Origin of the sequence: Bradyrhizobium sp. A11 (assembly GCF_042077125.1) — a bacterium.
GTDB classification, from domain to species: Bacteria; Pseudomonadota; Alphaproteobacteria; order Rhizobiales; family Xanthobacteraceae; genus Bradyrhizobium; species Bradyrhizobium japonicum_B.
The window spans coordinates 2,697,333-2,721,160 of the sequence record NZ_CP149509.1 but is presented as its reverse complement, the minus strand read 5'-3'; the positions used below and the strand labels follow the sequence as shown (position 1 = coordinate 2,721,160).

Sequence of the window (23,828 nt, the reverse complement as noted above, 5' to 3'; positions counted from 1 at the left end):
GAGCCGTCCCCTACGCGAAGTGGAAGTCGTGGCTGTTCAGCTTGTCGAGCTGCGTGTTCTTCAATGTGAGAGTGTCGCTCCCCGTCGCGATAACGACGTCGTGGCCTGACTGGGCGGCGTGGGAGAGAACGCTCGCAAAACTGTCGAATACGCTCTTGCTGAACTCGATCGTGTCGTGACTAGGTCCGCGGGCAGCGAAGTCCTTGATAACATCCTGGCCGAAGTTCGGCGCAAACTGGAACGTATCCGCCCCCGCTTTGCCAACCATGACATCGTTGCCGGTGGTGCCGGTCAGCGTGTCGCTGCGGCCCGAGCCGATCATCGCCGCGCCCGAGCTGGTTCCGACCACGTGGCCTGTCGTGTCGACCTGCTCCGCGGTGAAGGCATGGGACTTGCCCGACAGGTCGGAGGTCTGGAAGCTCCACTTGCCGTCGGCGTCCGTTGTGGACGAACCGACCGAGGTCGTGCCGTCATACAGCTTGATCTCGCTGTTGGGATCGGCCGTGCCCTTGATCGTTGCCGTGTGATCCCAGTTCTGGCGCACATTGGTGACCTCCACCGTCGAAGTGCCGCCGCCGCTGTGCGAGCCAATCGGCGGATCGATCGGCTGCGACAAGGCGCTGGTGTTGCCGGCTGCGTCGGTGGCCGTCGCGGTGAAGGTGTGTGACCCGTGCGTGAGATTCGGGGTCGTCACGCTCCAGTCGCCGTCACTTGCAACGGTCGTAGTGCCAAGCAGGGTCGTGCCCTCGTAGAGCTTGATCAAGCTCCCGGCTTCCGCCGTTCCGGAGACCGTTGCGCGGTTATGCGTGGTCGGATCGCTCAACAGAACCGGAGCATCGGGGGCAGCGGTATCCACCGTGACATCCAGCGAAGTCGATGCCTTGCTGGTCACGCCTGAGACTGTGTCGGTCGCAGTGAAGCTGTGCTTGCCGTCCGGTAGCGCGGCGGTGGTGTAGTGCCACGCTCCGTTCGCATCCGCCGTGACCGAGCCGAGCTTGGTCGCGCCGTCGAACACCTTGACCGTGCTGTTGGCGACCGCAGTACCCGCTAGGGTCACCGTCTTGTCGCTTGTGATGTGATCACCGGTAGTGCCGGTATCGTTTGAGAACGAGGCGATCTTCGGCGCGGCGGGCGCTGTGGTGCCCGTGCCCGACGTGCCCGAGCCGGTGGTACCCGAGGTCCCTGAACCGGACGTGCCCGAACCGGTGGAGCCCGTCGTCGTCCCAGAGCCAATGATCGCATCCACGGCCGCCGACGCAGCGCTGACGTTGCCGGCAACGTCGGTCGCCTTCGCCGCCAAGGCGTGCGAACCGGCCGACAATGCAGACGTCGTGACGCTCCACGCACCACTCGAGTTGGTTGTGGCCGTCCCGACCTGAGTCGTCCCGTCAAACACCTTGATCGTGCTGTTCGCTTCAGCGGTCCCCGACAGAACGACCTGGTTGGCAGAGTTGACAGTGTCGCTCGCGATCGTCGGTGCAGCTGGCGCCTTGGTGTCGACAATGACCGCCACCGCAGCCGATGCCACGCTCGTTTGACCCGACGAGTTGGTCGCGGTCGCCGTCAACGTATGCTTCGCATCGGTCAAGACCTTGGTGATGTAGTCCCAGCTTCCGGTCGAAGTCGCTGTCGCCGTGCCGATCTGCGTCGAACCGTCATAGACTTTCACGGTGCTGCCAGCCGCGGCGGTGCCGTGCAGAGTGATCTGATTGGCGTCAGTGATGCCGTCGCCAGTCTTGCCCGTATCGGGCGACCAGGATGCGATGGCCGGCGCTGCCGGGACTTCCGGCGTTGCGGGGGGCGTCGTCGGTGAGGTCGTCGTCGTACCGCTATTTGCCGACGTATTGAGCGTCGACGCCAGCTGCGCGCCGTCCGTGTAATTCCCGGAGAACACCGAATTGTTCCCGCGGATCAACGCGTCGCCGTATTGCGCGCCACCAATGTGATTGTTGGTGAACGACACACCGGTGATCGAGGCGGTGCCCAGATTGGAGTCCGCGTATACGGTGTAAGCGCCACCTGTTAGCAGATTGTTGGTGACTGTGACATTCGAGACCGGCCCGAAGTCGTTGTCGATCATGACCGCCGAGGTCCACCCCCACTGGTTGATGATCGAATTGCCGCTGATCTGAATGTTGGAAAGGCCTCCATCGATCTGGATGCCGTCATAGTGCGGCGATCCGCCTGCCTGGAGATCGTGGATGTAGTTGCCCTGGATGACGGAGTTGCTCCCGGGAACGATGCCATTCTCCACGTTGAAGATGTTATTCCCGATGAACGTGCCGCTCCCCATGATGCCCTGATTGCCCGTGCCATCCGGTGCCCGGCCGGTGCCATCGATGGTGCAATTCTGGACGACTGCGCCCGAGACTCCGGAATCGATGGTCACCCCGGCCCATCCGCCGGACGTGATCTTGCAGTTCTCAAGCGTCACGTTGTCCGCCTTGATGTAGACGCTTCCGGTGATGTTGAGTCCCGAAACCACCGCTCCCGCCTGCGTAATCACTACGTCTCCCGAAGGAGTGAGCGTTACCCCCGCAGGCACGCCGGTGTTCGTTGCGTCAGGCCATGCATTCGTTGTGGTCGCCAAAATGGTCTCTCCGTCTTTTCTGTATTATTCCCCGTTAATCGCCACCAGCATTTATTGTGGATTTGCACCCTCGATTTAATCGTGATCGAGATACGCCGGTGACGTGCTTGCACGGCGTTAATGGTCGTCAGCAGAAGGCCTTTTTTTGACAAGACCACGGCTCCGCCAAGGTCATTTCGCCGCAAACGCCGCCAGATTCTTGTTTTCGGAAATGCGGAGAAAAAATCTACGCCACGGGAATCAAAAGCGATTTCGTTTTAGCGGCGATCAGCTCGGCGTAAAATACGCCCGTCATGCACTTCACAGAAAAACTTCGCTCCAGCTAGCGACCTGGGCCAGCGATCACGATTGAAGAGCAGGCACGAAGACCAACTTCATCGCCCGCAGCATTAAATAAACCAACGGATGTATAAATAAATATGTCAGCGCATTATTAAATGCAGCGCACGAATCGTCGTTGCAGCAAATCGCGGCAAGACACTCCGCACATGGTTGCTGTGATCGCGACGCCCAAGATGACGTAGTGAATGAACTTGAATGATGGAGCGCGATCGCTTCGACTTCGCGCGAATGCAGAACAGCAAAAGGAGTCATTCAAATAGCGTCGCGGACGAGAGACTGCGGCAAGGGCTGTCGTCCAACCGCCAATTGTTTTCGCCGGCGGCCATCAAAGCATTACCGGCGTCTAAGCCTTCCGGCACAGAAATACTTTCTCACCCCGGATAAGCCCATATTGCGCAACTTGCGGCTCGACCGCGGTATATTCATCGACGACGAAGCCCGCACGTTCCAGGCGGCGCCGGAAATCACGACCGAAGAAGCGGACGTGATCATGCTGATTGAAGTACAGGATCCGATCCTCTACTGTTCTCTGCCTCGACCGATCCTCAAACGTCTCCTGCCACCCTTCGATGAGCGGGATCATCGCGACCAAGGTGCCCCCCTTGCGCAGGATCCGGAATAGTTCGGGGATTGCCAGGCGATCATTCACGTGCTCCAGGATGTGGCAGCAGATGATCAAATCGAGCCTGTTATCCTCGAGATCGATCTTTTCGATGTTGATGTCGAGATCAGCGCCGCTACCGCCGAATTCACAGGTGAGATAGCTGCGCGGCTTCCTCGCCTTTATATACCTCGTAACACCCGCTTCGGGCGCGAAGTGAAGGATATCCTTTCCCGTAAACAAGTTCTGCTCGGCGTCGCAGAGCGCCAACAACCGGTGCCGCTCGTGTGACAGACAGTTCGGACAGAGCGAGTCGAAGTTGATCCCCAATGCCAGCGGATTTGCGTACGCAAAGAAGCGGCCGCGATACCCGCATACCGGACAAGACCTCTCGAATCGTCCGAACAGGAAGCGGATCGTCCGTAGCCCGCTGCGCAATGACCAGACATAGGGGCGCAATCGTCCCTTGATGCTTCCGGTCGACGATGGTGCCACGTCAAAATTGCTCATCTTGCACTCCCAACATTTGCCATTCCCTGAGCGAAGCACGCACTCCGATGCAAACGCCCCAGAACGTCCACATGTAGTTCCAGAAATGCACCGTCAAACCTGTGAACAGGAAGACCATGCAGGCGATCGTAAAGCCCCTTTGAATCTCGGTCGAACGAAGTCCGGGCACGGGCAGCATCGCCGAGAGATTTAGAACGATAAGGAGGATGGTGACCGGTATGCCGTAATGCAGGCTCGTGACGAGCCACACGCTGTCGACGGTTCGGTCGAGCAGATAATAGCCGAACGTCACGAATCCCGCTCCGGTCAGCGGCGACTGCCACACCTGCGCGGAGACTGCGTCCCAGATCATGAGGCGATAGAATCCAGTCTGAGGTTCCAGCGTCGCGTGAGACAGCAGCCAGCTGAGAGGATTGTTTGTCACGGCAGTGACGGCAACCAGGAACATGCCCGCCCCGATCCAAAGGAGATGCCATCGCCAGGGGAGGCGACACAACAACCGGTCGTAGACGTAGCTCGACACGACGAGGACCATCCCCATGACGGCGGCCGAAGATAGCGACAGCAATCCGCCGAAGAAACATAGACATGCCCACGAAAGACGCTTGATGGGGCTCGCGGTCGAGAACAGCACGATGGCGGCAGCCAACGAACAGAAAACGCCGTAGAGAATTGGATGGTCGAATGTCGCTATTGCGCGCCGCAGACCCGCCCGCACTCCATCTGCACTCGACTTGCCGTCGTCCACAAAGGAGTCAGGCTGCGGTAGGAGTGTCGCCATGATCTCGCGAACGATCCAATGCCCCGTCAACACGTCCGCTACCGCAACGCATATCGCAATTGCCGTGAATGCCTTGACCAGACGAATGAACTGCTGGACCGCCGGCGGCTCCAGAACGAAGGCTCGCGCGACAAAATATGCTCCGACAAAGTCGAGGGCCTCTGCAACGGCGGAAAACGCCGATTGAGGTCCGGCGGCATAGGCGGCCGCTCCCACCATGGCGAGCGCAAGCGTCCCCGCCAACCCGTCCGACAGCAGGAGCCGCCGGGTGGGCTGCAATAACTGCGCAAGCGCCGGCATCAGCAGGAGTATGAGGGCTATCCTGGTCGGCGTTAGCTTTGCGCCCGCAATCAGCACCTGCAGCCCCGATGGCAAGACGATGCCCATGAGAAGGAGGGGGACGGCCCAACTGATGCGATGAGGAATGGTCGATCGGACCCCCGCCCCCGTCGCGCGAATTCGCGCGTCCCCCGCAACGAAAGCATCGCTGGGATAGCTCATGAGGCGATCTCCCCGAAGGGGCTGAAGCAGCCCATCAGGTCCGGCAGACTGTCCGGTTGGCTAGGCACGTGCGGGCGCTTCATCTGATTGCCTCCTGCGCCGCGACTTTGCCAAAGTTCAGATTGCGGACCAGGTGCCAGCCGTCAGTCGCATTTCGAAGATAGGTCGGCCGATTTTTCCGAAACAGGGTGGGCCCATACTGTCCGGAACCGATGTGATTGTCGGTGATTGAAACATTCGAGATCGGATTGTCATTGAACTTCCCGTCCGAATAGATCGTATAGCTGCCGCCGGCGAGAAGATTTCCTTCGATGACGATATTGGAGACCGGGCCAAACTCATTGTCGATCATGATAGCGCCGGCCGCGCCGTGCGAATTGATGATCGTGTTGTGCCGGATGACCGTGTCCGAGATGCCGCCATCTATCTGGATACCGTCGTAGTGTGGTGCCCCGCCGGCATTGAGATCGTGAATGAAATTGCCTTCGATCAGATTGTCCTTTCCGGTCAGCACGATCCCATTCTCGACATTGAAGATATTGTTACGTTGGAACGTGCCCTGTCCCATGATGCCCTGGTTTCCATTGCCATCGGGACCGGCACCCAGACCGTCGATCGAGCAATCCCTGACGACAATTCCTGTCCGATGCGGATCGATCTTGATGACGGCCCACGCTTTGGCCGAGATGCGGGACGTCTCGATCGTCACGTTGTCGGCGTTGACCGTTACGCCGCCCTGAATGTCCAGTCCCGAAATTGTCGTGCCGGCGACGGCAATCGTGAGCGGACCCGATGGCTTCAGCTTGAGATCCCGAGGCGGCCCCGTGTTGCTTGCGTCCGGCCATTCGGAGGCGAATGCCGGCTTTGACGGGTTATTCGGTTCAGCTACCACACCGGCCGGAATTTGGAGCGCTGCGACCGCAGCTGCTATACGGGCAGCGTAGAGCACAATTTCGCTCCCAGCACGCTTGCGCCCAAACGCATGCTCTCCGGCCGCTCGCCATCTCCGCCACGGTCCCGCTGCGCTATTGGATCTCATCGTTCTTCTCACCTGCCGCAGCCCCCACGCCCTCATGCCGGTTCGGCTCTCTGTACCTCGTAACCGCCAACCCACTCTCGCCGACGCCTCCAGACGGCTTCCCAGTACACCGCATTCTCCTGCCATTCCGCATTGCGCGCCAACGCGGCTGCCATCCTGTAGCCGTACCAGCGTGTGAGCGGCACGATCAGGTGCAACGCTTGCCCAATCGTCCGCGCGGGCCAGCCAAAGTGGCGGTTGATCAGGGTAATTCTCCCCTTGAACACCTTCACTCTCTTGTCGACGGGCACGACGTCCGATGCTCCGCCATAGTGGACAATGGTCGCCTCAGGCGTGATCGCAGGCCGCGCACCGAGCGATCGTGCGCGATGGCAAAGGTCCGCTTCCTCTCCGTACATGAAAAAGGTGGGGTCGAACCCGCCGAGCCTCTCCCACAGCGGTCGGTCGATCAGCAGAAAACACCCCGTAACGATGTCGACATGCCGCGAGGAATCTCGGTCCCAACCGCCATAGGCCTCGGAATTGAGAATCGGATTGCGACGACCGAAGTAGGTAAGCCCCAGCGCGAAGCACAACAAATTCCACAGACTGATTCTTCGAAAGCACGAGGTGCGATTGAGGCTGCCATCCGGAAAGACAGTGCGGCCGCCCCAGACGTGAAAGGAAGCGTTCGCGTCGGCGAACTCCAAAAGACGATCGATCGCGCGATCGAGAATAATGGTGTCAGGATTGAGTAGGAGCAATCGTCGGCCCCGCGCCTGTTTTGCAGCCAGATTGTTGGCGCGCGCAAAGCCGACATTACTGTCTAGGGTAAAGAGCTTAACGTCTGGAAACTGGCGCGCAATTGCGGCAGCCGACTGGTCGGAAGAGTTGTTGTCGACGACGATCACCTCATAGCTCACCGTCACCGTCTCCGCGTCGATCGATGCCAAACAGTCGAGCGTCATCTCGCGGGTATTGTAGCTCACGACAATGATGGAGAGATCCAGCTGCCGATCCACCCCCTGACGTTCATCATCATGGTATGCGCTGCACATAGCCGCTTCGCTCCTTTCGCCGCTCGTCGCGCTATCGCTTCGGCCTGAGATCGGGTGCTGGTGTCATTTCACTCCGCTGCGCCGGCCCCAATTGTTCCTGTCAGACTTTTGCTCTGCTCATGACGGTGCGCGGCCGGGTGACTCTCAGCGCGTCGTCCGCTGCCTGCGCGTGCAATGTGCGACGACACCCAACGCGAAACCGACGCCTTTTGCTTCAGCGCCGGCGCTTCGACAAATCGCCAGGAAGCATACGCCAGAACGAGAGTTACCGATCCCGCTAGCAAGGCCAGCGGCCAGCCGGTTGCGAGATCAAATAACGTCAGGAATGCCAATATGACCGGTGAATGGATCAGGTATACCCCGTAGGACAGATCGTGCTTAAGTGGCACTCGGCTGGTGACCTCGGAGAGCCCGAGATAGACTACGACGTACGGTACACACAGCGGCAGCGCCACCGCACCCATCCCGCTGGCAAGACCAATCAACGCGAATCCCGAGGCGGCTGCGGCCCCGATTCCGGAGAACGGGATAGTTTGACGGTAGAGGTAGAGGTTCGTACCGGCGATGAAGTAGACGAAGAGACCGATGAAATCCAAGAGCCGTTGCGGACAGGCAGCACGCAGCGATGGCGAGAGCGCCAGCCCAACATAGGCGAGATAGACCAGAGCGAAACTGATCACCGTCAGCACACGTCGGCGGAGAAAGCCGGCCACGCTCAGCGCCGCCAGCACCGCATATGACCAGACTTCGACATTGAGCGTCCATAGCGGTCCATTGACCTGCACCTCCTGTCCATGCCGCATCACGCCGGGCAGGTAGTGAGACATCAGGGTAAGAACGTTCTTCAGATACAAGTATAGCTCGGCGCTACCGAAGTATTCTGCCAGGGAATAAGTCGTCAGGGCTGGCCCCAGCACGAACATGGACGTGATGACGACGACGAACAGTGCAGGCAGAATGCGCAACGCCCTATTTACGCCGAACCGGATGAGATCGCCGGATCGGGCTAGGCCAGGCGCCAGTAGGAAGCCGCTGACGCAAAAGAAGATGATGACTGCAAATAAACCAAGCTGGATGAACCCACCGCTGAACCGATAAAGGACGTCGTTCACTCCCCACCAAGCATGGTGACCAACCACTACGAGTGCGGCCGCAAGTCGAATTTGATCAAAGCCGGGCCCTCGGGCCGAAAGGACGGCCAGCCGATCACCGATCGTCGTCGCCCTGACCGGAATCATCGATCTCTCGTTTCGTGATTTTCTGTCATTTTATCGGATACATACGATGTTAAGCTGCACTAAATCGGTCCATTTTGACCGAAACGGTGACCCTCCACCTCGGCTCCCTGATCCTGAAGGCCAGCAAATACGGTCGTCTCGTCGTCATTTGGCATCCCGCTCGAGGCGGTGACGACGATCGAAGCCGCAAGGCCAAGCAAAAGGAATTCCGGTGCGAAGGTGCTCAGCCTAGAGGTCATGCCGAACAATCCATCGTCACGATCCGCTGGAATTCCGAACATCTTCTCAATTCGCAACCCCGCGTCGGTGCACCACCTCGCCAGCCTGCGCGCCGAAGCAAAATGAGCGCCGGCAGCGTCGTAGCCGCTGCGCCGCCCGGATTGGAGACCCGCTCCGAGATAAGAACGAATGCCCCTGGGGGACAGCGTGTTGGGCATCTGGATCACTGCTATCGACTGCTCGTGCATGAGCGTCTGCAGCTTCCGAAGCAGCTTTCGCGGATCCGGAGCCAGATGCAACAGGTTGAGGCAGAGAATGCAATCGTAGGCGCCGCGATCGGAATCGATGCTATCCAGATCGGCGTAGATCATCTCAATCCCGTCGCTGGCGGGCCCAGCCGCAATGACCGGATCCAGAGGGATCGCCGCGACATGCAGACCTCGCGCTTGCAGCCGCCTTTCTGTTCTGCCAGAGCCACAACCGAGTGAGAGAACGCTGCGCGCCGATGCCGGCACGAGGGAGATCAACTCCTCGGATTCGGGTTCGTAATAGTTCTTGGAAAAACTTGCGCGACGAAGGCGCGTCTCCGTTGGAAGCAGCGAGTAAGGTAGGCGACGGCCGTGCGCGATCTCCAGCAGAATCTCCTTCTGCCTGCCAAGTTCGTCCAGCCCGACCCCCATCCGGCCGACATACCGGTTGGTGAGGTGATGGACCGTGAAATCCTCCAGGTGCGAGATTGGCACCAGCTTCTTCAGACCACATTGGGTGTATGGATCCGTGGCAGCCGAACAGGCGAGATCATACCTCCCCTGATGCGGAGCTACGTCGAAGCCGCCCGAACGCAGCGCCTTGCCCAGCTGCTCCCGGGTGAGGGCAAAGCAAGCGGCGTGCTCGTTGGTAAAATGCGCCAGAATATAGTCGCCGCGCCATTTGACCGACGAGGGATCCCAGTGAAAGTGAGCGTGGATGTCAGGGTAATTGCGCTGGCCGTCTTCAGCGAATTCAACCCGCAGAAACCCGGCTACTTCGTCTTCAGGCAGAACCGACGTTACATCCAGCCAGGCACGGATGTTCTTCTCTGTGATCAGAATATCGTCTTCAGAATAGATGAACAGATCGTACTGGTCATGACGTTCCACGAAGAGTTTCTTGTGTGCGAACGGCAGGGACCATGGGTCCTTGGTTGGCATGCCAACAATGCATTCCGCCCCGGCTGTCGGGCCCTTGTCGATGTTAGACAACACCACGATATCAATGGCGCAAGACATCGACCTGTACTCTCTAATGATCCGCTCGAGGTAGCGGTCATTCGACGTTCCATGACTTGCAATCGCGACCAGCACGCGGGCCGCGGTACCGCTGGTCGAGCTCGTCAAATGCTGGGCAGCATGCTCGTTCATTGCGCCGGGATCTCGGTGGAGGCGTCCAGCCATTTCCAAATTTAATATAAGCGCAGAGTATATAATAAAATTGGATTGGTCGAGATTATTGTGATTTAATTTTGGATTATTATGGCGACGCTCGGAGAACCTCTCGCATGAAGGTGCTGGTCTATCCGCATTCCATGGAACTGGGTGGATCGCAGCTCAACGCAGTCCAGCTTGCCGAGGCGGTTCGAGACCTCGGCCATCAGGTCACTGTGGCGTCGGAGACCGGGCCTCTTATGGACAGGGTAAGAGAGACGGGCCTCGAACACATTGAAATTCCCCGGCATCGAGCCCGCCCCTCGCCGCGTGTCAGCCAAATGCTCCGCAATATCGTTAACGGAGGCGGAGTGGACGTGGTGCACGGTCACGAATGGCCCCCAATAGTCGAGGCTTTTCTGAACGTTGGACTATCGACGCGAACTGCCGTGGTGGGAACGGTCATGTCGATGTCCGTCCCCTCTTTCCTACCTCGCAGTGTCCCCCTGACCGTGGGCACGGAGATGATCCGCCGCGCTGCCGTCGCTGCAGGACATCAAGATGTCACCCTGCTCGAGCCGCCAGTGGATACGAAATCTGACCATCCCCTCCTCGATGGCACGAGTTTTCGCGTCGCTCAGAATATCGGACCTGATGAGATCGTCATTGCGATGGTCTGCCGGCTGGTGCCGAACCTGAAACTGGAGGGCCTGCTCTCGGCGTGTGATGCCGTCGGAGCAATGGACCTCGACGGTCTTACGGTGCGGTTATTGATCATAGGTGATGGACCGGCCCGCCCGACCGTCGAAGCGCGGGCGGCCAGAATCAATGCGCTACTCGGCCGGACCGCCGTCATATTGGTGGGCGAGATGTCCGATCCTCGGCCTGGCTATGCTGCCGCGGATGTCATTATCGGCCAAGGTGGTTCGGCGCTGCGCGGCATGGCTTTTGGCAAGCCGCTAGTGGTCATTGGAGAGGACGGGTTCAGTGAGCTGTTGACGCCTGAGAGTGCGCCGACATTCCTGCGGCAGGGTTGGTATGGGCTGGGAAGCGGCTCTCGTGGTGCCGGCCCCGATGCACTTCGGTCGGCTCTTGAGGTCGTTCTCGTCTCAACGTCCCTTCGCCAGGAGCTTGGCAGTTTCGGCCGACGACTGGTGGAGAATCGCTTCAGCCTAGCACACGCGGCGAGGACGATAGAGCAAACCTATCTGCGCGCACTGCGCGGCAAGATTGCGCGCGGGCGCCGACTGACAGATGCCGGTCGATGTGCTGCCAGCCTTGCCCGCTATAAGATACAGCGAAAATATCAGCGTTGGATGGGTTTGGCTTCCGCGGAGGACGATAATGATCGGGCGCGAATCTCCCAGGTGCTGTCCGCAAGAGCGATCACCCCTTGTTCAGTCAGAGTCGCGCGGGATCCGGCAAGTGAGGTATCCCGGGAAACCGATTCCTGACCGGCCGCGATGGCCCAGGTTCAACGGGCGAGTTCATTCTTGACCGCGTCGGCGATACGCTCCTGGTCCGCTGAGCCCATCTGCGCATAAAGTGGAAGCAGGATCGCGTGATCCTGAGCAAGCTCGGATTGTCGTAGATCATGGCGCGGCTTCGCGTCCGCGTACGGCGGCTCGCGATGCGAGCACATGATGCCTCTCCGCGTAGCGATGCCCTGGTCGAGCAGCGATTGCATCGTTGCCCGCTGATCCAATCGATCGGGCAAGCGCACACAGTAGCTCTGCCAATTCGATCGCGCCCACTCCGGTTCGAACGGTAACCGCAGCCCCTCTATATTCCCAATCAATTGGTCGTAACGCGATGCCAGCGCGCGCCGGCGCGCAATCAGTTGCGGAAGCCGCTCCAGCTGCTTGCGCCCGATCGCGGCCTGCATATCCGTCATTCGATAGTTGTAGCCGACGAGGACGTACTCTTCGAAAATGACACGCTGCGAGCCGTGACGCACAATATCCGGGACGCTCATCCCGTGTTGACGTAGCAGCCTGAACTTGCGATCGAGCTCGGGATCGGACGTGGTGAGCATCCCCCCCTCACCTGTTGTGATCACCTTTCGTGGATGAAAGGAGAAGCAGGCAATGTCTCCATGCGGCTTGCCGATCGCTTCCCATTGCCCGTTCATGCAGATCTGCGATCCCGCGGCACAGGCCGCATCCTCGATCAGGGCGATCCCGTGGCGACGCGCCACGGCCACGAGCGCGGCCATGTCGCACGGCATGCCCATCTGATGGACCGCGATGATCGCGCGTGTGCGCTCGGTGATCGCTTCTGCCAGCCGATCGCAATCCAGGTTATATGTCTCGGGCTCGATATCGACAAAGACAGGGGTGGCGCCCTGATATCGGATCACGTTCGCCGTTGCTATGAAGGAATGGCTGACCGTGATCACCTCATCCCCGCTGCCGACGCCCAGCGCGGCCAAGGCGAGCTGCAGGGCGGTCGTGCAATTCGCGACCGCGCAGGCGTGCTGGGCCCCGACAAGTGCGGCGAACTCTTCCTCAAACGCAGCTACCTGCGGACCTTGCGAGACCCAGCCCGACAGTACGACGGCGCGCGCGGCATCGGCCTCTTCGTCCGCGAGCAGCGGCATAGCGATCGGGATCACGATGCCGCTGCCTGCCGCTGACGGTCCGAAGCGACATCGCGTTCTGATCGCCACCATTTCACGAGGTCGGCGAGCCCCTGCTCGAGCGAGACCGTGGCGCGGAACCCTAGCAGACGCTCCGCCTTTCCCGTCGATGCCAGCCGTCGCGGCACCGGATTGACCGAGCGCTCAGGTGCGAATTCGGGTGTCAAGCCGCGGCGTCCCATCACCGACGCAAGTACGGTAGCCAACTCTGTCAGGCTGGTTTCAGTACCGCTTCCGACGTTGAAGACCTCATCGGTAATCTTTGCCCGGGCGGCCAGGATGTTGGCGCGCGCGACATCGCGGACGTGAACGAAATCCATGGTCTGACAGCCGTCACCAAAGATTACGGGAGGTAATCCAGCCTCCAGCCGCTCCATCCAGCGGATCAAGACCTCGGTATACCGTCCGTGGATATCCATCCGGCTACCATAGACGTTGAAGTACCGAAATGCCACGTAATCAAGGCCGCAAACGTCATTGAAGGCGCGCAGCAAGCCTTCGTTGAAGGCCTTGGCTGCTCCATAGAGCGTCCGGTTGTTGTACGGATTTTGCCGCTCGGTTGTCGGAAACTCCTCTGCCATGCCATAGACGGATGCCGAGGACGCTGCGATGATTTTTTCGATGTCGTGCTTGATGCACAGCTCAAGGAGATCATAGGTGGCGTCAACCATGACCTCCTTGGCCAGGCGCGGCTCCGCCGCGCAATGCGTGATGCGCAGCGCGGCCTGGTGAAACACGATGTCAGCAGCCTTCACCAAGGCTTCCATCAACTTGCGATCGCGTATGTCGCCATGAACCAGTCTCACCGGCCCGCGTCCGAGCGCGCGCCGGAGATTTTCCGGTCGGCCTCTCACCATATTGTCGAGGGCAACGATCTCAATACACCCCTCATCGCAGAGCAGATCAACGATGTGGGAGCCGATGAATCCTGCTCCGCCGGTGACGAGAACACGCTTCCCCTTGAGCTCAATCAAGACGCCCTCCTGTTGCAGGAACTCGTTAAGATGTTTTGTGAATGCAACGATCGGTTGCTGACGGCCTGTGTGGGTCGCAATGCTCCGGCGTTCCTCAAAGTGGAGACAACTGTGGCCGCCCCGTCCGGCAGCAACTCCGGATAGATGGGAAGGGAGAGAAACTCGTTCGCAAGATTCTCAGTTACCGGCAGATCGCCGGCCCGACAACCGAGTTCTGCATAGGCTTTTTGCAGATGCACTGGGATGGGATAGTGAATCCCAGCGCCGATGCCGGCGTCCCGCAATATGGCCAAGGCTTCGTCGCGCCGTTGCAGTCTGACAGAATAGACGTGATACACGTGGCGGGAGTGCCGGGGCGGCTGAGGACGCGCGAATGGGAGCTCAGACAGCAGTTCGTTGTATCGTTCTGCCAGCGAGCGGCGGGCCTCGGTCCAGCGCTCGATGTAGTCCAGCTTGACATTCAGTACCGCGCTCTGGATCTCATCCATGCGATAATTGTATCCGGCAATGACGTGGTCGTACTTCGCCTCCTGTCCCCAGTCCCGCAGCAGTGACACGCGGCGAGCGAATTCAGGCTGATCAGTTACAACCGCCCCACCCTCGCCGAAGGCCCCGAGATTCTTGCCGGGATAAAAGCTGAAGCACCCCAGATCCCCGATCGAACCGGCACGCCGCCCCCGGTATTCGGCGCCGTGTGCCTGCGCGGCGTCCTCGATGACGACCAGACCATGACGCCGCGCGATCGACATTATGGAATCCATCTCGGCCATCAGCCCATGGAGATGAACCGGCAGAATGGCCTTGGTTCGCGGTGTTATCGCAGCCTCGATCAGACCAGGATCCATCGTCCACGTGACCGGATCAACGTCGACAAAGACGGGTTTGGCGCCGCTGTAGAGAATGGCCGCAGTGGTTGCCACGAACGTCATGGAGACCGTGATCACTTCATCACCCGGTCCAACGCCCGCGGCCAGCAGTGCAAGATGGAGCGCCGACGTCCCACTATTGACCGCAAGGCAATGCGAGGTCCGGCAATATTCCGCAAAGCGGCGCTCGAAGGCCGTCACCTCCGGCCCGAGCACGAAGTGTCCGCTGCTGACCACTCTGGCCACCGCGGCATCGATGTCCGGCTTGATTTGACGATATTGGGCTTTCAGATCCAGGAACGGTATCAAGATTGAACACCTTGGATTTGGCTAGCAATATGGATTTGGCTAGCAATATTTAAAGTTAGCTCGAATTATAATATTAAATCAAGAGCTATTTAAGACAATTAATAGCATTCAATTTGTAGCTTTAAGAGGCCTCGCTGCTGAAGGCACGATCTGCAGGAGCTCGATTTTCGGCTGCAGGCATAATTCGAGCCGGAATCCCCGCAACAGTGGCACCCGCGGGGACGTCCTTCGTCACGACCGAACCCGCGCCAACTAACGCCCCCGCACCGATTGTCACTCCACATAAGATGGTAGCGTTGGAACCGATGGAGGCTCCCCTACCGACGTGAGTGCGCTGCAACGTCCAGTCCGAGGCTTGTTGAGGACGGCCATCCACCGCCGTCGCCCTCGGATGCTTGTCATTTGTAAACATCACACCATGGCCGATGAATACTTCGTCCTCGATCGTTACGCCCTCGCAGACGAAGCTGTGCGAGGATAGCTTGCAGCGTGCACCTATCTTCGCTCCCGCCTGAACCTCGACGAACGTTCCGATCCTGCTCTCGTCACCAACAGTGCAGCCATACAGATTGACCAGCTCCGGATGAAGAATGCGAACATCGCGACCAAGTTCTACGTCGTCTTTGATGGGCATGTCCGAACTCCGAATGATTTGGCCGAAGCTGCTATGGCGCCGTCCGCGAAGGCCATAGCCCCAGCGCCATTCTTGCTAGGCCGGTTGCGGCATAGCGAAACTGATGCAAAAGGGGGTGCCCGGTCACCGTTAGCCCCAGCCACCAACAAAGCAGGGCGACGACAAAGGCAAATCCCAGGCCCGCAAGCGACGAAAGTCTTTGCATGTCCGTCAGTGCGGCACAGATCGATACCCCACCAATCACGAGAGCCGTTACAGCTCCGCTTCTGAATAGGCTGCGTACCAATTCGCCGGGTCGAATACCAAGGTGCCGCCCAAGAAAATGAAACGCCACCGCAGCTTGAAATGGCAACGTCACTAGCGCGGACGCCGCAACGGCGTGCACGCCCAGAAATGATGCGCCGAAGATGACCAAAAGCGAGGGGGGCAACGAAATCAGGGATGAGATCAGCGCATCCTGCACCCTTCCGAGCGCAACAAATACCGGGTAGGTCAGGCAGGCGGCAAAAAGTGCGAGATTGCCAATGCAGAGCAGCTGCACGAGCGGGACGATCTCCAGCCACGTCGGACCGAGCCAGATCAGAATGATTGGCCGGGCCATGACCGCCATAAACGCCAAGAACGGCCACTGCACGGCGGAGAGCATCTGAATGGCCTCCAGATAGACGGCCTTGAGATCGCCCCCTGCTTTGTGTCGCGCGACAACCGCGGGCATCACGACCGGACTTATCACTTGCGTGACCAGCTTGTCGAATATTTGCGTCGATGCGGTTGCTCGGCTGTAAAGTCCGACGGCCGTGAAGTCGAGCACTCTCGCCAGAAACAGCTGCGGTGCCAAGCCATAGAATACGTTTACAACACTCACCGCGCCCGAGTAGAGGCCGAAGCCGACGATCTCCCGGCAGTCCACCAAGGACGGACGCATTGCGCCAAGGTCGTTCCGCAAGATGAGCAACATCACGGCCAGCACGGCGTTACCGGCCACCGCTCCCCAGAGCGGGGCCATGTAGCTGAAGTGGGCCATCGCGAGAGCGACTGAAACGACAGCGATCGTCGCACCTGCCGCAAGGTTGCAGATTGCGAGTGTTCCAAATTGCATCTCGCGACGGAACAAAGCGGCCATGGTTCCAGAAAACGGCAGCAATAGAAAGTTAAGGGCGGAAATTTCGATACCGTAGCGGAGGCGGTCCAGCTCGAAGAGACGTGAGATGGGCTGCGCAAACACGAACAGAACGAAGGCGGTGGCCACCGAGATCATGAGGGTAATCGTGAACGTGGTCTGCACGCTTGCCCGCGACAACTCGCGCTTCTGAATTAGATAGCTTGCGCCTGCAAACTCCTGAAAGCAGGCGGCAATGATGGATGTGATCGCGTTCACCACGGCATAGATGCCAAACTCCTCCGGCGACAGCAAACGGGCCAGCACGGCGGTCGCGAAAAAGACCACCAGCAGGCCGATGTAACGGTCGAGCGCGGAGAACAGGATCGAGCGCTGCACGGACCTCGTTGCACTGTCTGCCATGTCGACTGGGTCCGCTAGGTCGCCGCACGCCTCATGCAATCGCTCTTGGACGCTGCCAGAGCCCATAGGGCTCTCGCAGCAATACCGGCGCCCCCTGTTTTGCGATCGAGCACGATGCCGCTTCCAGGACTTCGATCACGCGGAGCCCGGAGATACCACTGGAAATCGGCTGACCGCCGGTGCGTACGCAATCCACAAAATGCTCCACCTCCGTCTGCAGTGCTTCCGTTGGCGCAATATGCGGAGCCCACATGTCGCCGGCGCGGTACCCGATCCGGAATTGATGCGCATCCTCGGGAGGACCATCGAGTGTGATGCCCTTGTCATAGACCTTGATCTTCTCGGTCGGCTCGAGATCATCGTAGACAATCATCTTTCTACTGCCGCCGATGAACGTTTGGCGCACCTTAACGGGTGAGAGCCAATTGACGCTGACGTGAGCGACGCACGCGTCGGCAAAGAACAAGGTGATGTGCGCCATGTTCTCTGGCGAGCCGACGACGTGGCACGAACCGGTTGCCGAGACGGCGATCGGTTCCTTATCGAGGATATGGTGGATAATCGAGATATCGTGCACCGCCAGATCCCAGATCACATTTACGTCCTTTTGAAACAGCCCGAGACTCGCGCGCGTGCTGTCGTAGTAGTAGATGTCGCCGAGTTCCCGGCTCAGCAGGAGCTCTCGGATCCTCTGGACCGCGGGCGTATAGAGAAAGGTGTGATCGACCATGAGCGTCAATCCGCGCCGATCCGCCTCCTCAATCAAGCGAGTGACGAGCTCAGCGCTCGTCGCAAGCGGCTTTTCGACCAGCACATGCTTTCCGGCTCTCAACGCCGCGAGTGCCAGCTCGTAGTGGGTATGCACCGGCGTTGCGATAGCGATGGCATCGATGCTGGTGTCCTTTAGCAGATCATCGTAGCGACTGGTCGTTTCCACCGCCGGGTAAAGCTGCTTCACGGCGCCGAGTCTTCCTGGGCTCAGGTCGCTCACGCTGACGACGCGGGTGGCGGGATTGATCGAGAAATTGCGAACGATATTGGGACCCCAGTAACCGTAGCCCACTACGCCGATTCCCAGTTGACTGTCTCGCATACTAACCTCGATGCACCCAGAGAAGACGCTTCAATCCTTCCGCCACGGACGATCAGACCAGGTCGGTCGCTAGGTCCGTGCCGGCATGTCCTGCCATATGCCCCGCGTGTCTATGACGTCGAGATGTCGACGCTCTGCCAGGGGTACCATCTTAAACTCGTCGTGATCGACGAGGAGAATTGCGATTTCGCAGCTGCGCAGAGCTTCCTCGATGTTCACAAAGGCGACACGATGATCGGCCAACTGTGGCGGCAGACGGCGAAGGTTCGGCTCAACGACCTTGACTCGTTCTCCGTACTTTGCCGCGAGATGCGTGGCTATTTCCATGGCGGGACTTTCGCGCAAATCGTCGACATTGGCCTTGAAGGTCAATCCACAACAGGCGATGTTTGCATAGGGATGATCGTCGATCAGCGCCTCGGTGCGTTCGATGATCTTCTGCGTCTTGGTGTTGTTGACTTCGCGGCTGGTTCGCATCACCCGGGCGAGATCTGGCGCGGAGTCGATGATGAACCAGGGATCGACCGCAATGCAGTGCCCGCCCACTCCCGGTCCTGGCCGCAAGACGTTGACGCGGGGGTGGCGGTTCGCGATATCGATCACTTCCCAGACATTGATGTCGAACCTGTCGCAGATCAGCGAGAGTTCGTTCGCAAAGGCAATGTTGGTATCGCGGAAGGCGTTTTCCGTCAGCTTGACCAACTCTGCTGTGCGCGCCGTCGTCCCGACGCAGGCCCCGCGAACGAACATCTTGTAGAAGCGTTGAGCACGACGCGTACAAGTTGGCGTGATGCCCCCAATGCACCTGTCATTGTTGATGAGCTCGGTGAGGATCCGCCCCGGTAACACGCGTTCCGGGCAGTAGGCGACGTAAATCGCCCCGTCTTCCTTGCCGTTGACTCCGATGTGCAAATCGGGCCTGCGGTCAATGATCCGCTTTGCGATCGCCTCGGTGGTCCCGATCGGCGACGTCGATTCGAGGATGACGAGATTACCTGGCGCAAGAATATCGACGATTTGGTCGACCGCCGCATGCACGCTCGACAAGTCCGGATGGTTCTCGCGATCAATCGGCGTCGGCACCGCGATGATGAAGACGTCGGCCGCCTGCGGCTTGGTGGATGTCGTCAGGGCCCCGCTCGACACGACCTTGGAAACGAGACCATCGAGATCGGGCTCGGCGATGTGAATTCTTCCGGATGCAACCGTATCGACGATGCGCTCATTGGTGTCGATCCCGACCACCTGCATTCCTCGGCTTGCAATGAGGGCCGCCGTCGGTAGCCCGATATAACCGAGTCCAACGACATTGATCTTCTGGAACTCAGGCATTGAGAAGCACCTTCACGATACGCTCGCTCGCGTGCCCGTCACCGAATGGGTTGTGCGAACGAGCCATGGCCGCATAAGTCTCGTCGTCGTCGAGCAGGCGGAATGTCTCGGCAACGATTTTGTCGTAGTTCGCACCGACGAGACGCGCCGTTCCGGCTTCCACCCCCTCAGGGCGCTCGGTCGTATCCCGCATCACCAGGACTGGTTTCCCGAAAGTGGGGGCCTCCTCCTGGACGCCGCCTGAATCCGTCAAGACCAGATGCGACAACGAGAGAAGGCTCACGAAATCCGTGTATTCCTGGGGGGAAATGAGAACGACCCTCGGGTGATCCGACAACCGGGACGCAAACAGGTCGCGGACATTCGGATTCGGATGCACGGGGAGCACCACGGCAACGTCTTCCCTGCGCAGGATGGTTTCCAAGGCGTTGACGATGTTGATGACGCCGCCGCCGAAGTTCTCCCGCCGGTGGCAAGTCACCAGGATGATACGCCGGTTGCCGTGGCGCTTCTTGATGCTGTCCCAGCGGCCCGAGAGCCCCGGATCGGATTCGACCATGGCTTTTGCGAGGATAAGGGCGTCCACCACCGTGTTTCCGGTGACGTGGATTCGATCGTCCGAGACGTTTTCGGAGCGAAGCGCGCGCGCCGCGCGCTCTGTTGGGGCAAAGTGCTGATCGGCGATTGAGCCGACGATCTTGCGGTTCACCTCCTCCGGCCAAGGAGAATAAATGTCCCCACTGCGCAGTCCGGCCTCGATGTGAGAAACCGGTATCCGGTGGTAATAGGACGCAAGTGCGCCAGCCATGGCAGTTGCTGTGTCGCCTTGGACGATAACCCTGGTAGGCTTCACCTTCTCGAGGAGCTCACCGACTTCCGCGAGCAGCCGTGAGGTTAGATGATCCAGCGTCTGATTGGCAGTCATGACGTTCAGATCAAAATCCGGAACCACTTTGGCGAGCTTGAGAACCTGGTCAAGCAGCTGCCGATGCTGTGCCGTCGCGCAGATCGTCAAGGAAATGTCCTTGCGATTCTCGGCCTTGAGCCGGTTGATGACCGGAAAGAGCTTGATCGCTTCGGGCCGAGTCCCCAGGAGGACAAAGAAATGCTTGTGCACGTCTCACCCTCCGATCCGGCTCGGGCCCCGAGGGGCGGAGCTCGGCCCAAGCGTATGCTGAACCGCCTGCTTGACGAGCGCCTGTGCCAGGATGCCCGCAAACAGCGTGTTCGTCGTGGCATATCGCCACCACATCCGCCCGGGTTCTTGATAGACTCGGTACAGCCATTCGAGGCCCAGCCTCTGAATCGGTGCAGGCGCGCGTCGAACGGTACCTGCAAGAACATCGAACGCGCCGCCCACACCCATGATGAAGGGTACGCCGAGACCATCACGGTGAGCCGCCAGGAAGCGCTCCTTCCGCGGTGTCGGCATGCCGATGAAGAGACAATCGGCCCCGCTGGACCGGATGTCCCGAACGACATCGCCCTCCTGCTCGGGTTTGAAGTAGCCGTCATGCCAGCCTGCAAAGACGAGTGAGGGATGCTTCTCCCGCGCGCGCTGCATTGCCAGATGCAGTACGGGTTGGGCAGCTCCCAGGAAATAAGGCTTGAAGCCTTCCCGCGCACATACTGCGAGCAATTCGACCAGGAGATCGACGCCAGCGACTCGCGACCTCGCCGGAAGCCCCATTGCCCGAGCGCCCCAGAGAATCCCCATGCCGTCTATGCCGACAATGTCACTGTTGGCGACATCGGCCGCGAGCACCGGATCGGTTCGCATCTTGACGAATTTGGCGACGTTCAGCGCAACATGCTGCAGTCGGCGGCGGCTGCGCATGGAGCTGCACGCCAACTCTAGGGTCTCCGCCATGGTCAGCAGGTCGATGGGGCACGTCAGGAACGATGCACGCATTTGAATCGACCTCCAAAATGCAACTTGGTTTAAGTTCTATTTAAGATTATAATAACGATAATAAATGGCAAATATTTAAATGCAAGGATTAAATATGTGCATGCAGTCGACGGCAGGAGCGCCACCGCGCCGGCGGATACGCGCACCGACGGAAATTAAATGGGTGAGATGAAATGATTTCGGTAATTATTCCCCACCTCAACCAGCCGGAGGCTCTGGAAGCCTGCTTGCAGAGCCTCGATGCACAGACCCTGTCCCGGGACCTGTTCGAAGTCATCGTGGTGGACAACGGCTCGGCAATGCCCCCGGTGGACGTCGTTGCCGGCCATCCCGATGCGAGGTTGATGTACGAACCGCATCCCGGTCCCGGTCCGGCGCGAAACGCGGGCGCGGCCTATGCGAGAGGTGATATTCTCGCCTTCATGGATGCGGACTGTTGGGCTCATCCGGGCTGGCTGACCGCGATACACGACGCCTTCCAGCAAGTCAGGCCGGCGACGATCCTTGGCGGAGAGGTCCGCATCTGGTCCGCCGTCGAAGGATCTTTCACCGCGATCGAAGCCTACGAAAGCGTTTTTGGCTTTCGCAATCGCTTGTACGTCACCAAGCACGGCTACTCGGTCACGGCAAATCTCGCGGTCCGCCGCGGCGACTTTGCGAGGGTCGGACCTTTCCCCGGCATTCAGTTCGCGGAAGACATGCAATGGGGACAAATGGCCCTCCGTGCCGGCTGCGAATTTCGCTACGTCCCTGCGATGGTCGTGTTCCATCCTGCGCGGCGCTCGCTTCGGGAGCTGTATGCAAAGTGGGACCGGCAGATCACGCACTACCGCAACATGGCACAGGGCGCGCGCGGCTGGCAGCTACGCTGGTTTGCCACGGCCCTACTCGTCCTCGTATCCCCCGCGGCCGGCGCGTTCACCGTTATGACGAGCCGGCGCCTTCATGGGATAGGCGCGCGCCTCAAGGCGATCGCCGTTCTCTGCGCGGTTCGAAGCCATCGCACGGCCAAGATGCTGGCCTTGCTTCGGAAAGAGGGCGCGGTCGTCTGGAATCGCTAACTGATGCGGCTGCCGTTGCGCTACGACTAGTCACCCGGCAGGCGCGATGGCTTTTCGAAAGCGGCGTTGTGGCTAAGACCCCGCAAATCGGTACGCCGACCGAATGACCACAAGATCCAGCCGAGTTCGTAGCTGCGGCATTCGAGTCGGACTGTCACGTCGGCACTGTCGATCAACGCCTTCCCGTTTTGGAGCCAAGTGTTTCTGAGCGCGCGCAACACCCGCGGAGCCCTGGACTTCAGTTCATGCTCGCGAACCTGCGAGCGGATTGTCAGGCTGAGTTCCGGCACGAGCATGGATCTGCACAATTGGTTGTGGCCAAGCACCCAGTTGAATCCTTTCACCAGGGCATCCCTCGCTCCCCGTCGTCCGAAGCGCTCGGCCCATTCCAGCAGCGCCGGAGCCATTCCATACTGATGGACCGAATAGACCTCGTAAAAGTCGAGAACGCGGCCACTCACTGCATCGAAGAACCACGGCCACTCACCCTGAGGTCCCTGAAGCGCGATCAAATTGCCCACGCAGGCGTCGGCCATGACGAGTGCGGATACGTCCCCGGTGAATTCTCCGTACTGATAGCAGGCGATCGAAAGATAGGTCTGCGTCGCAAATGATGCAAAGCGGCGACGGAAGCCGGACGGCGCATCGAAAAACAATCCGGACTGGCTACGGAAACGCTCCTTCAGGAAACGATAGAGCTGGCCGGCGAAGCCCAGCCACTCCCTCTCGCCTGCCCTGGCCTGCGCGATAACTCCCGTCAGCAGCATGCCGAGATCCTGGGCTCGAAACGCTGACCATTGCGATTCATCCGAAAGAATGGCTCTCAGCTCGAACCTGACCTGCTCCGGGATGGGAAGGCGGAGCTCGGCGGCGGCCCACAACGCCATACCGAACGCATATTTGCGGACAGGAAGGGCGGTCAGACTCATGGCATTCCGTTGAAAGATCTCTGAGAGATCGATGTCAGCCGGAAGTTCCGCGACCCGCGACATCCCGAGCAAGACATTGAGGGTGTAGAACACGTCGCTATGGGCCATCGACTCGTTCGGCGACGCCCGCCCGTCGAGGTGATAAATATGCGACCAACGTCGCTCCCTTGGCAACCAGCAGCGCTCCAGCCCCCTGAGCGCATAGCTCACCAGCGGCGAGTTTGACGACAGCTGCTTCGCTGCAGCCGGCACCATGAGCTTCACACTAGAATTCGGGCTGATCATCATCGAAGTGCA

19 protein-coding genes are annotated in these 23,828 nt (G+C 59.5%); 2 read left to right on the top strand and 17 right to left on the bottom strand.

The features are described 5' to 3' along the window. Nucleotides 1-10: 10 nt before the first annotated feature. From WI560_RS12440 to WI560_RS12410, 7 genes are all read right to left on the bottom strand, one after another. Nucleotides 11-2,506: an Ig-like domain-containing protein gene (locus tag WI560_RS12440; protein ID WP_375308239.1), complete on the bottom strand. Its 2,496-nt coding sequence runs from the start codon at nt 2,504-2,506 to the stop codon at nt 11-13. A 769-nt stretch (nt 2,507-3,275) separates the two neighbouring features. Next, nucleotides 3,276-4,043 carry a class I SAM-dependent methyltransferase gene (locus WI560_RS12435; RefSeq protein WP_375308238.1) on the bottom strand — a complete coding sequence of 256 codons (768 nt, stop codon included), beginning with the start codon at nt 4,041-4,043 and terminating at the stop codon, nt 3,276-3,278. Next, nucleotides 4,030-5,325: an O-antigen ligase family protein gene (locus WI560_RS12430; protein ID WP_375308237.1), complete on the bottom strand. Its 1,296-nt coding sequence runs from the start codon at nt 5,323-5,325 to the stop codon at nt 4,030-4,032. The genes WI560_RS12435 and WI560_RS12430 overlap by 14 nt, the downstream gene beginning before the upstream one ends. A gap of 79 nt (nt 5,326-5,404) precedes the next feature. Next, nucleotides 5,405-6,274: a right-handed parallel beta-helix repeat-containing protein gene (locus WI560_RS12425; RefSeq protein WP_375308236.1), complete on the bottom strand. Its 870-nt coding sequence runs from the start codon at nt 6,272-6,274 to the stop codon at nt 5,405-5,407. Between the two features lie 122 nt (nt 6,275-6,396). Further along, a complete protein-coding gene (locus tag WI560_RS12420; RefSeq protein ID WP_375308235.1) occupies nt 6,397-7,401 on the bottom strand; it encodes a glycosyltransferase family 2 protein in 1,005 nt (334 codons plus the stop codon). A 68-nt stretch (nt 7,402-7,469) separates the two neighbouring features. Continuing rightward, complete coding sequence (locus WI560_RS12415) at nt 7,470-8,639, bottom strand: acyltransferase family protein (protein WP_375308234.1); 1,170 nt, start codon at nt 8,637-8,639, stop codon at nt 7,470-7,472. A gap of 59 nt (nt 8,640-8,698) precedes the next feature. Beyond that, nucleotides 8,699-10,258 carry a class I SAM-dependent methyltransferase gene (locus WI560_RS12410; protein WP_375308233.1) on the bottom strand — a complete coding sequence of 520 codons (1,560 nt, stop codon included), beginning with the start codon at nt 10,256-10,258 and terminating at the stop codon, nt 8,699-8,701. Nucleotides 10,259-10,395: 137 nt separating this feature from the next. Here WI560_RS12410 and WI560_RS12405 point away from each other — a divergent pair, with 137 nt between their 5' ends. Further along, nucleotides 10,396-11,715 carry a glycosyltransferase family 4 protein gene (locus tag WI560_RS12405; RefSeq protein WP_375308232.1) on the top strand — a complete coding sequence of 440 codons (1,320 nt, stop codon included), beginning with the start codon at nt 10,396-10,398 and terminating at the stop codon, nt 11,713-11,715. A gap of 20 nt (nt 11,716-11,735) precedes the next feature. Here WI560_RS12405 and WI560_RS12400 read toward each other — a convergent pair whose 3' ends face one another. The 9 genes from WI560_RS12400 to WI560_RS12360 all read right to left on the bottom strand — a co-directional run bounded on the left by WI560_RS12400 (nt 11,736) and on the right by WI560_RS12360 (nt 21,541). Continuing rightward, complete coding sequence (locus WI560_RS12400; RefSeq protein ID WP_375308231.1) at nt 11,736-12,932, bottom strand: DegT/DnrJ/EryC1/StrS family aminotransferase; 1,197 nt, start codon at nt 12,930-12,932, stop codon at nt 11,736-11,738. Then, nucleotides 12,872-13,873 carry an NAD-dependent epimerase/dehydratase family protein gene (locus WI560_RS12395; protein ID WP_211419293.1) on the bottom strand — a complete coding sequence of 334 codons (1,002 nt, stop codon included), beginning with the start codon at nt 13,871-13,873 and terminating at the stop codon, nt 12,872-12,874. The genes WI560_RS12400 and WI560_RS12395 overlap by 61 nt, the downstream gene beginning before the upstream one ends. After that, entirely contained in the window at nt 13,870-15,048 is a 1,179-nt protein-coding gene (locus tag WI560_RS12390) for a DegT/DnrJ/EryC1/StrS family aminotransferase (protein WP_375308230.1), read from the bottom strand. Before WI560_RS12390 ends, WI560_RS12395 begins: the two co-directional genes overlap by 4 nt. Before the next feature lie 121 nt (nt 15,049-15,169). Beyond that, on the bottom strand, nt 15,170-15,682 hold the full coding sequence (locus WI560_RS12385; RefSeq protein WP_375308229.1) for an acyltransferase: 513 nt from the start codon (nt 15,680-15,682) through the stop codon (nt 15,170-15,172). Nucleotides 15,683-15,713: 31 nt separating this feature from the next. Further along, a complete protein-coding gene (locus WI560_RS12380) occupies nt 15,714-17,204 on the bottom strand; it encodes an oligosaccharide flippase family protein (RefSeq protein ID WP_375308228.1) in 1,491 nt (496 codons plus the stop codon). Nucleotides 17,205-17,235: 31 nt separating this feature from the next. Further along, complete coding sequence (locus tag WI560_RS12375) at nt 17,236-18,297, bottom strand: Gfo/Idh/MocA family protein (protein WP_375308227.1); 1,062 nt, start codon at nt 18,295-18,297, stop codon at nt 17,236-17,238. Nucleotides 18,298-18,366: 69 nt separating this feature from the next. After that, nucleotides 18,367-19,629 carry a UDP-N-acetyl-D-mannosamine dehydrogenase gene (gene wecC, locus WI560_RS12370; protein ID WP_375308226.1) on the bottom strand — a complete coding sequence of 421 codons (1,263 nt, stop codon included), beginning with the start codon at nt 19,627-19,629 and terminating at the stop codon, nt 18,367-18,369. After that, nucleotides 19,622-20,746 carry a non-hydrolyzing UDP-N-acetylglucosamine 2-epimerase gene (gene wecB / locus WI560_RS12365; RefSeq protein WP_375308225.1) on the bottom strand — a complete coding sequence of 375 codons (1,125 nt, stop codon included), beginning with the start codon at nt 20,744-20,746 and terminating at the stop codon, nt 19,622-19,624. The genes wecC and wecB overlap by 8 nt, the downstream gene beginning before the upstream one ends. A gap of 3 nt (nt 20,747-20,749) precedes the next feature. Continuing rightward, entirely contained in the window at nt 20,750-21,541 is a 792-nt protein-coding gene (locus WI560_RS12360; protein WP_375308224.1) for a WecB/TagA/CpsF family glycosyltransferase, read from the bottom strand. Nucleotides 21,542-21,714: 173 nt separating this feature from the next. On the opposite strand from WI560_RS12360, the gene WI560_RS12355 reads away from it, so the two are divergent. Then, nucleotides 21,715-22,602: a glycosyltransferase gene (locus tag WI560_RS12355; RefSeq protein ID WP_375308223.1), complete on the top strand. Its 888-nt coding sequence runs from the start codon at nt 21,715-21,717 to the stop codon at nt 22,600-22,602. 26 nt (nt 22,603-22,628) lie between these two features. Here WI560_RS12355 and WI560_RS12350 read toward each other — a convergent pair whose 3' ends face one another. Next, complete coding sequence (locus WI560_RS12350) at nt 22,629-23,819, bottom strand: hypothetical protein (protein WP_375308222.1); 1,191 nt, start codon at nt 23,817-23,819, stop codon at nt 22,629-22,631. Nucleotides 23,820-23,828 lie beyond the last annotated feature (9 nt).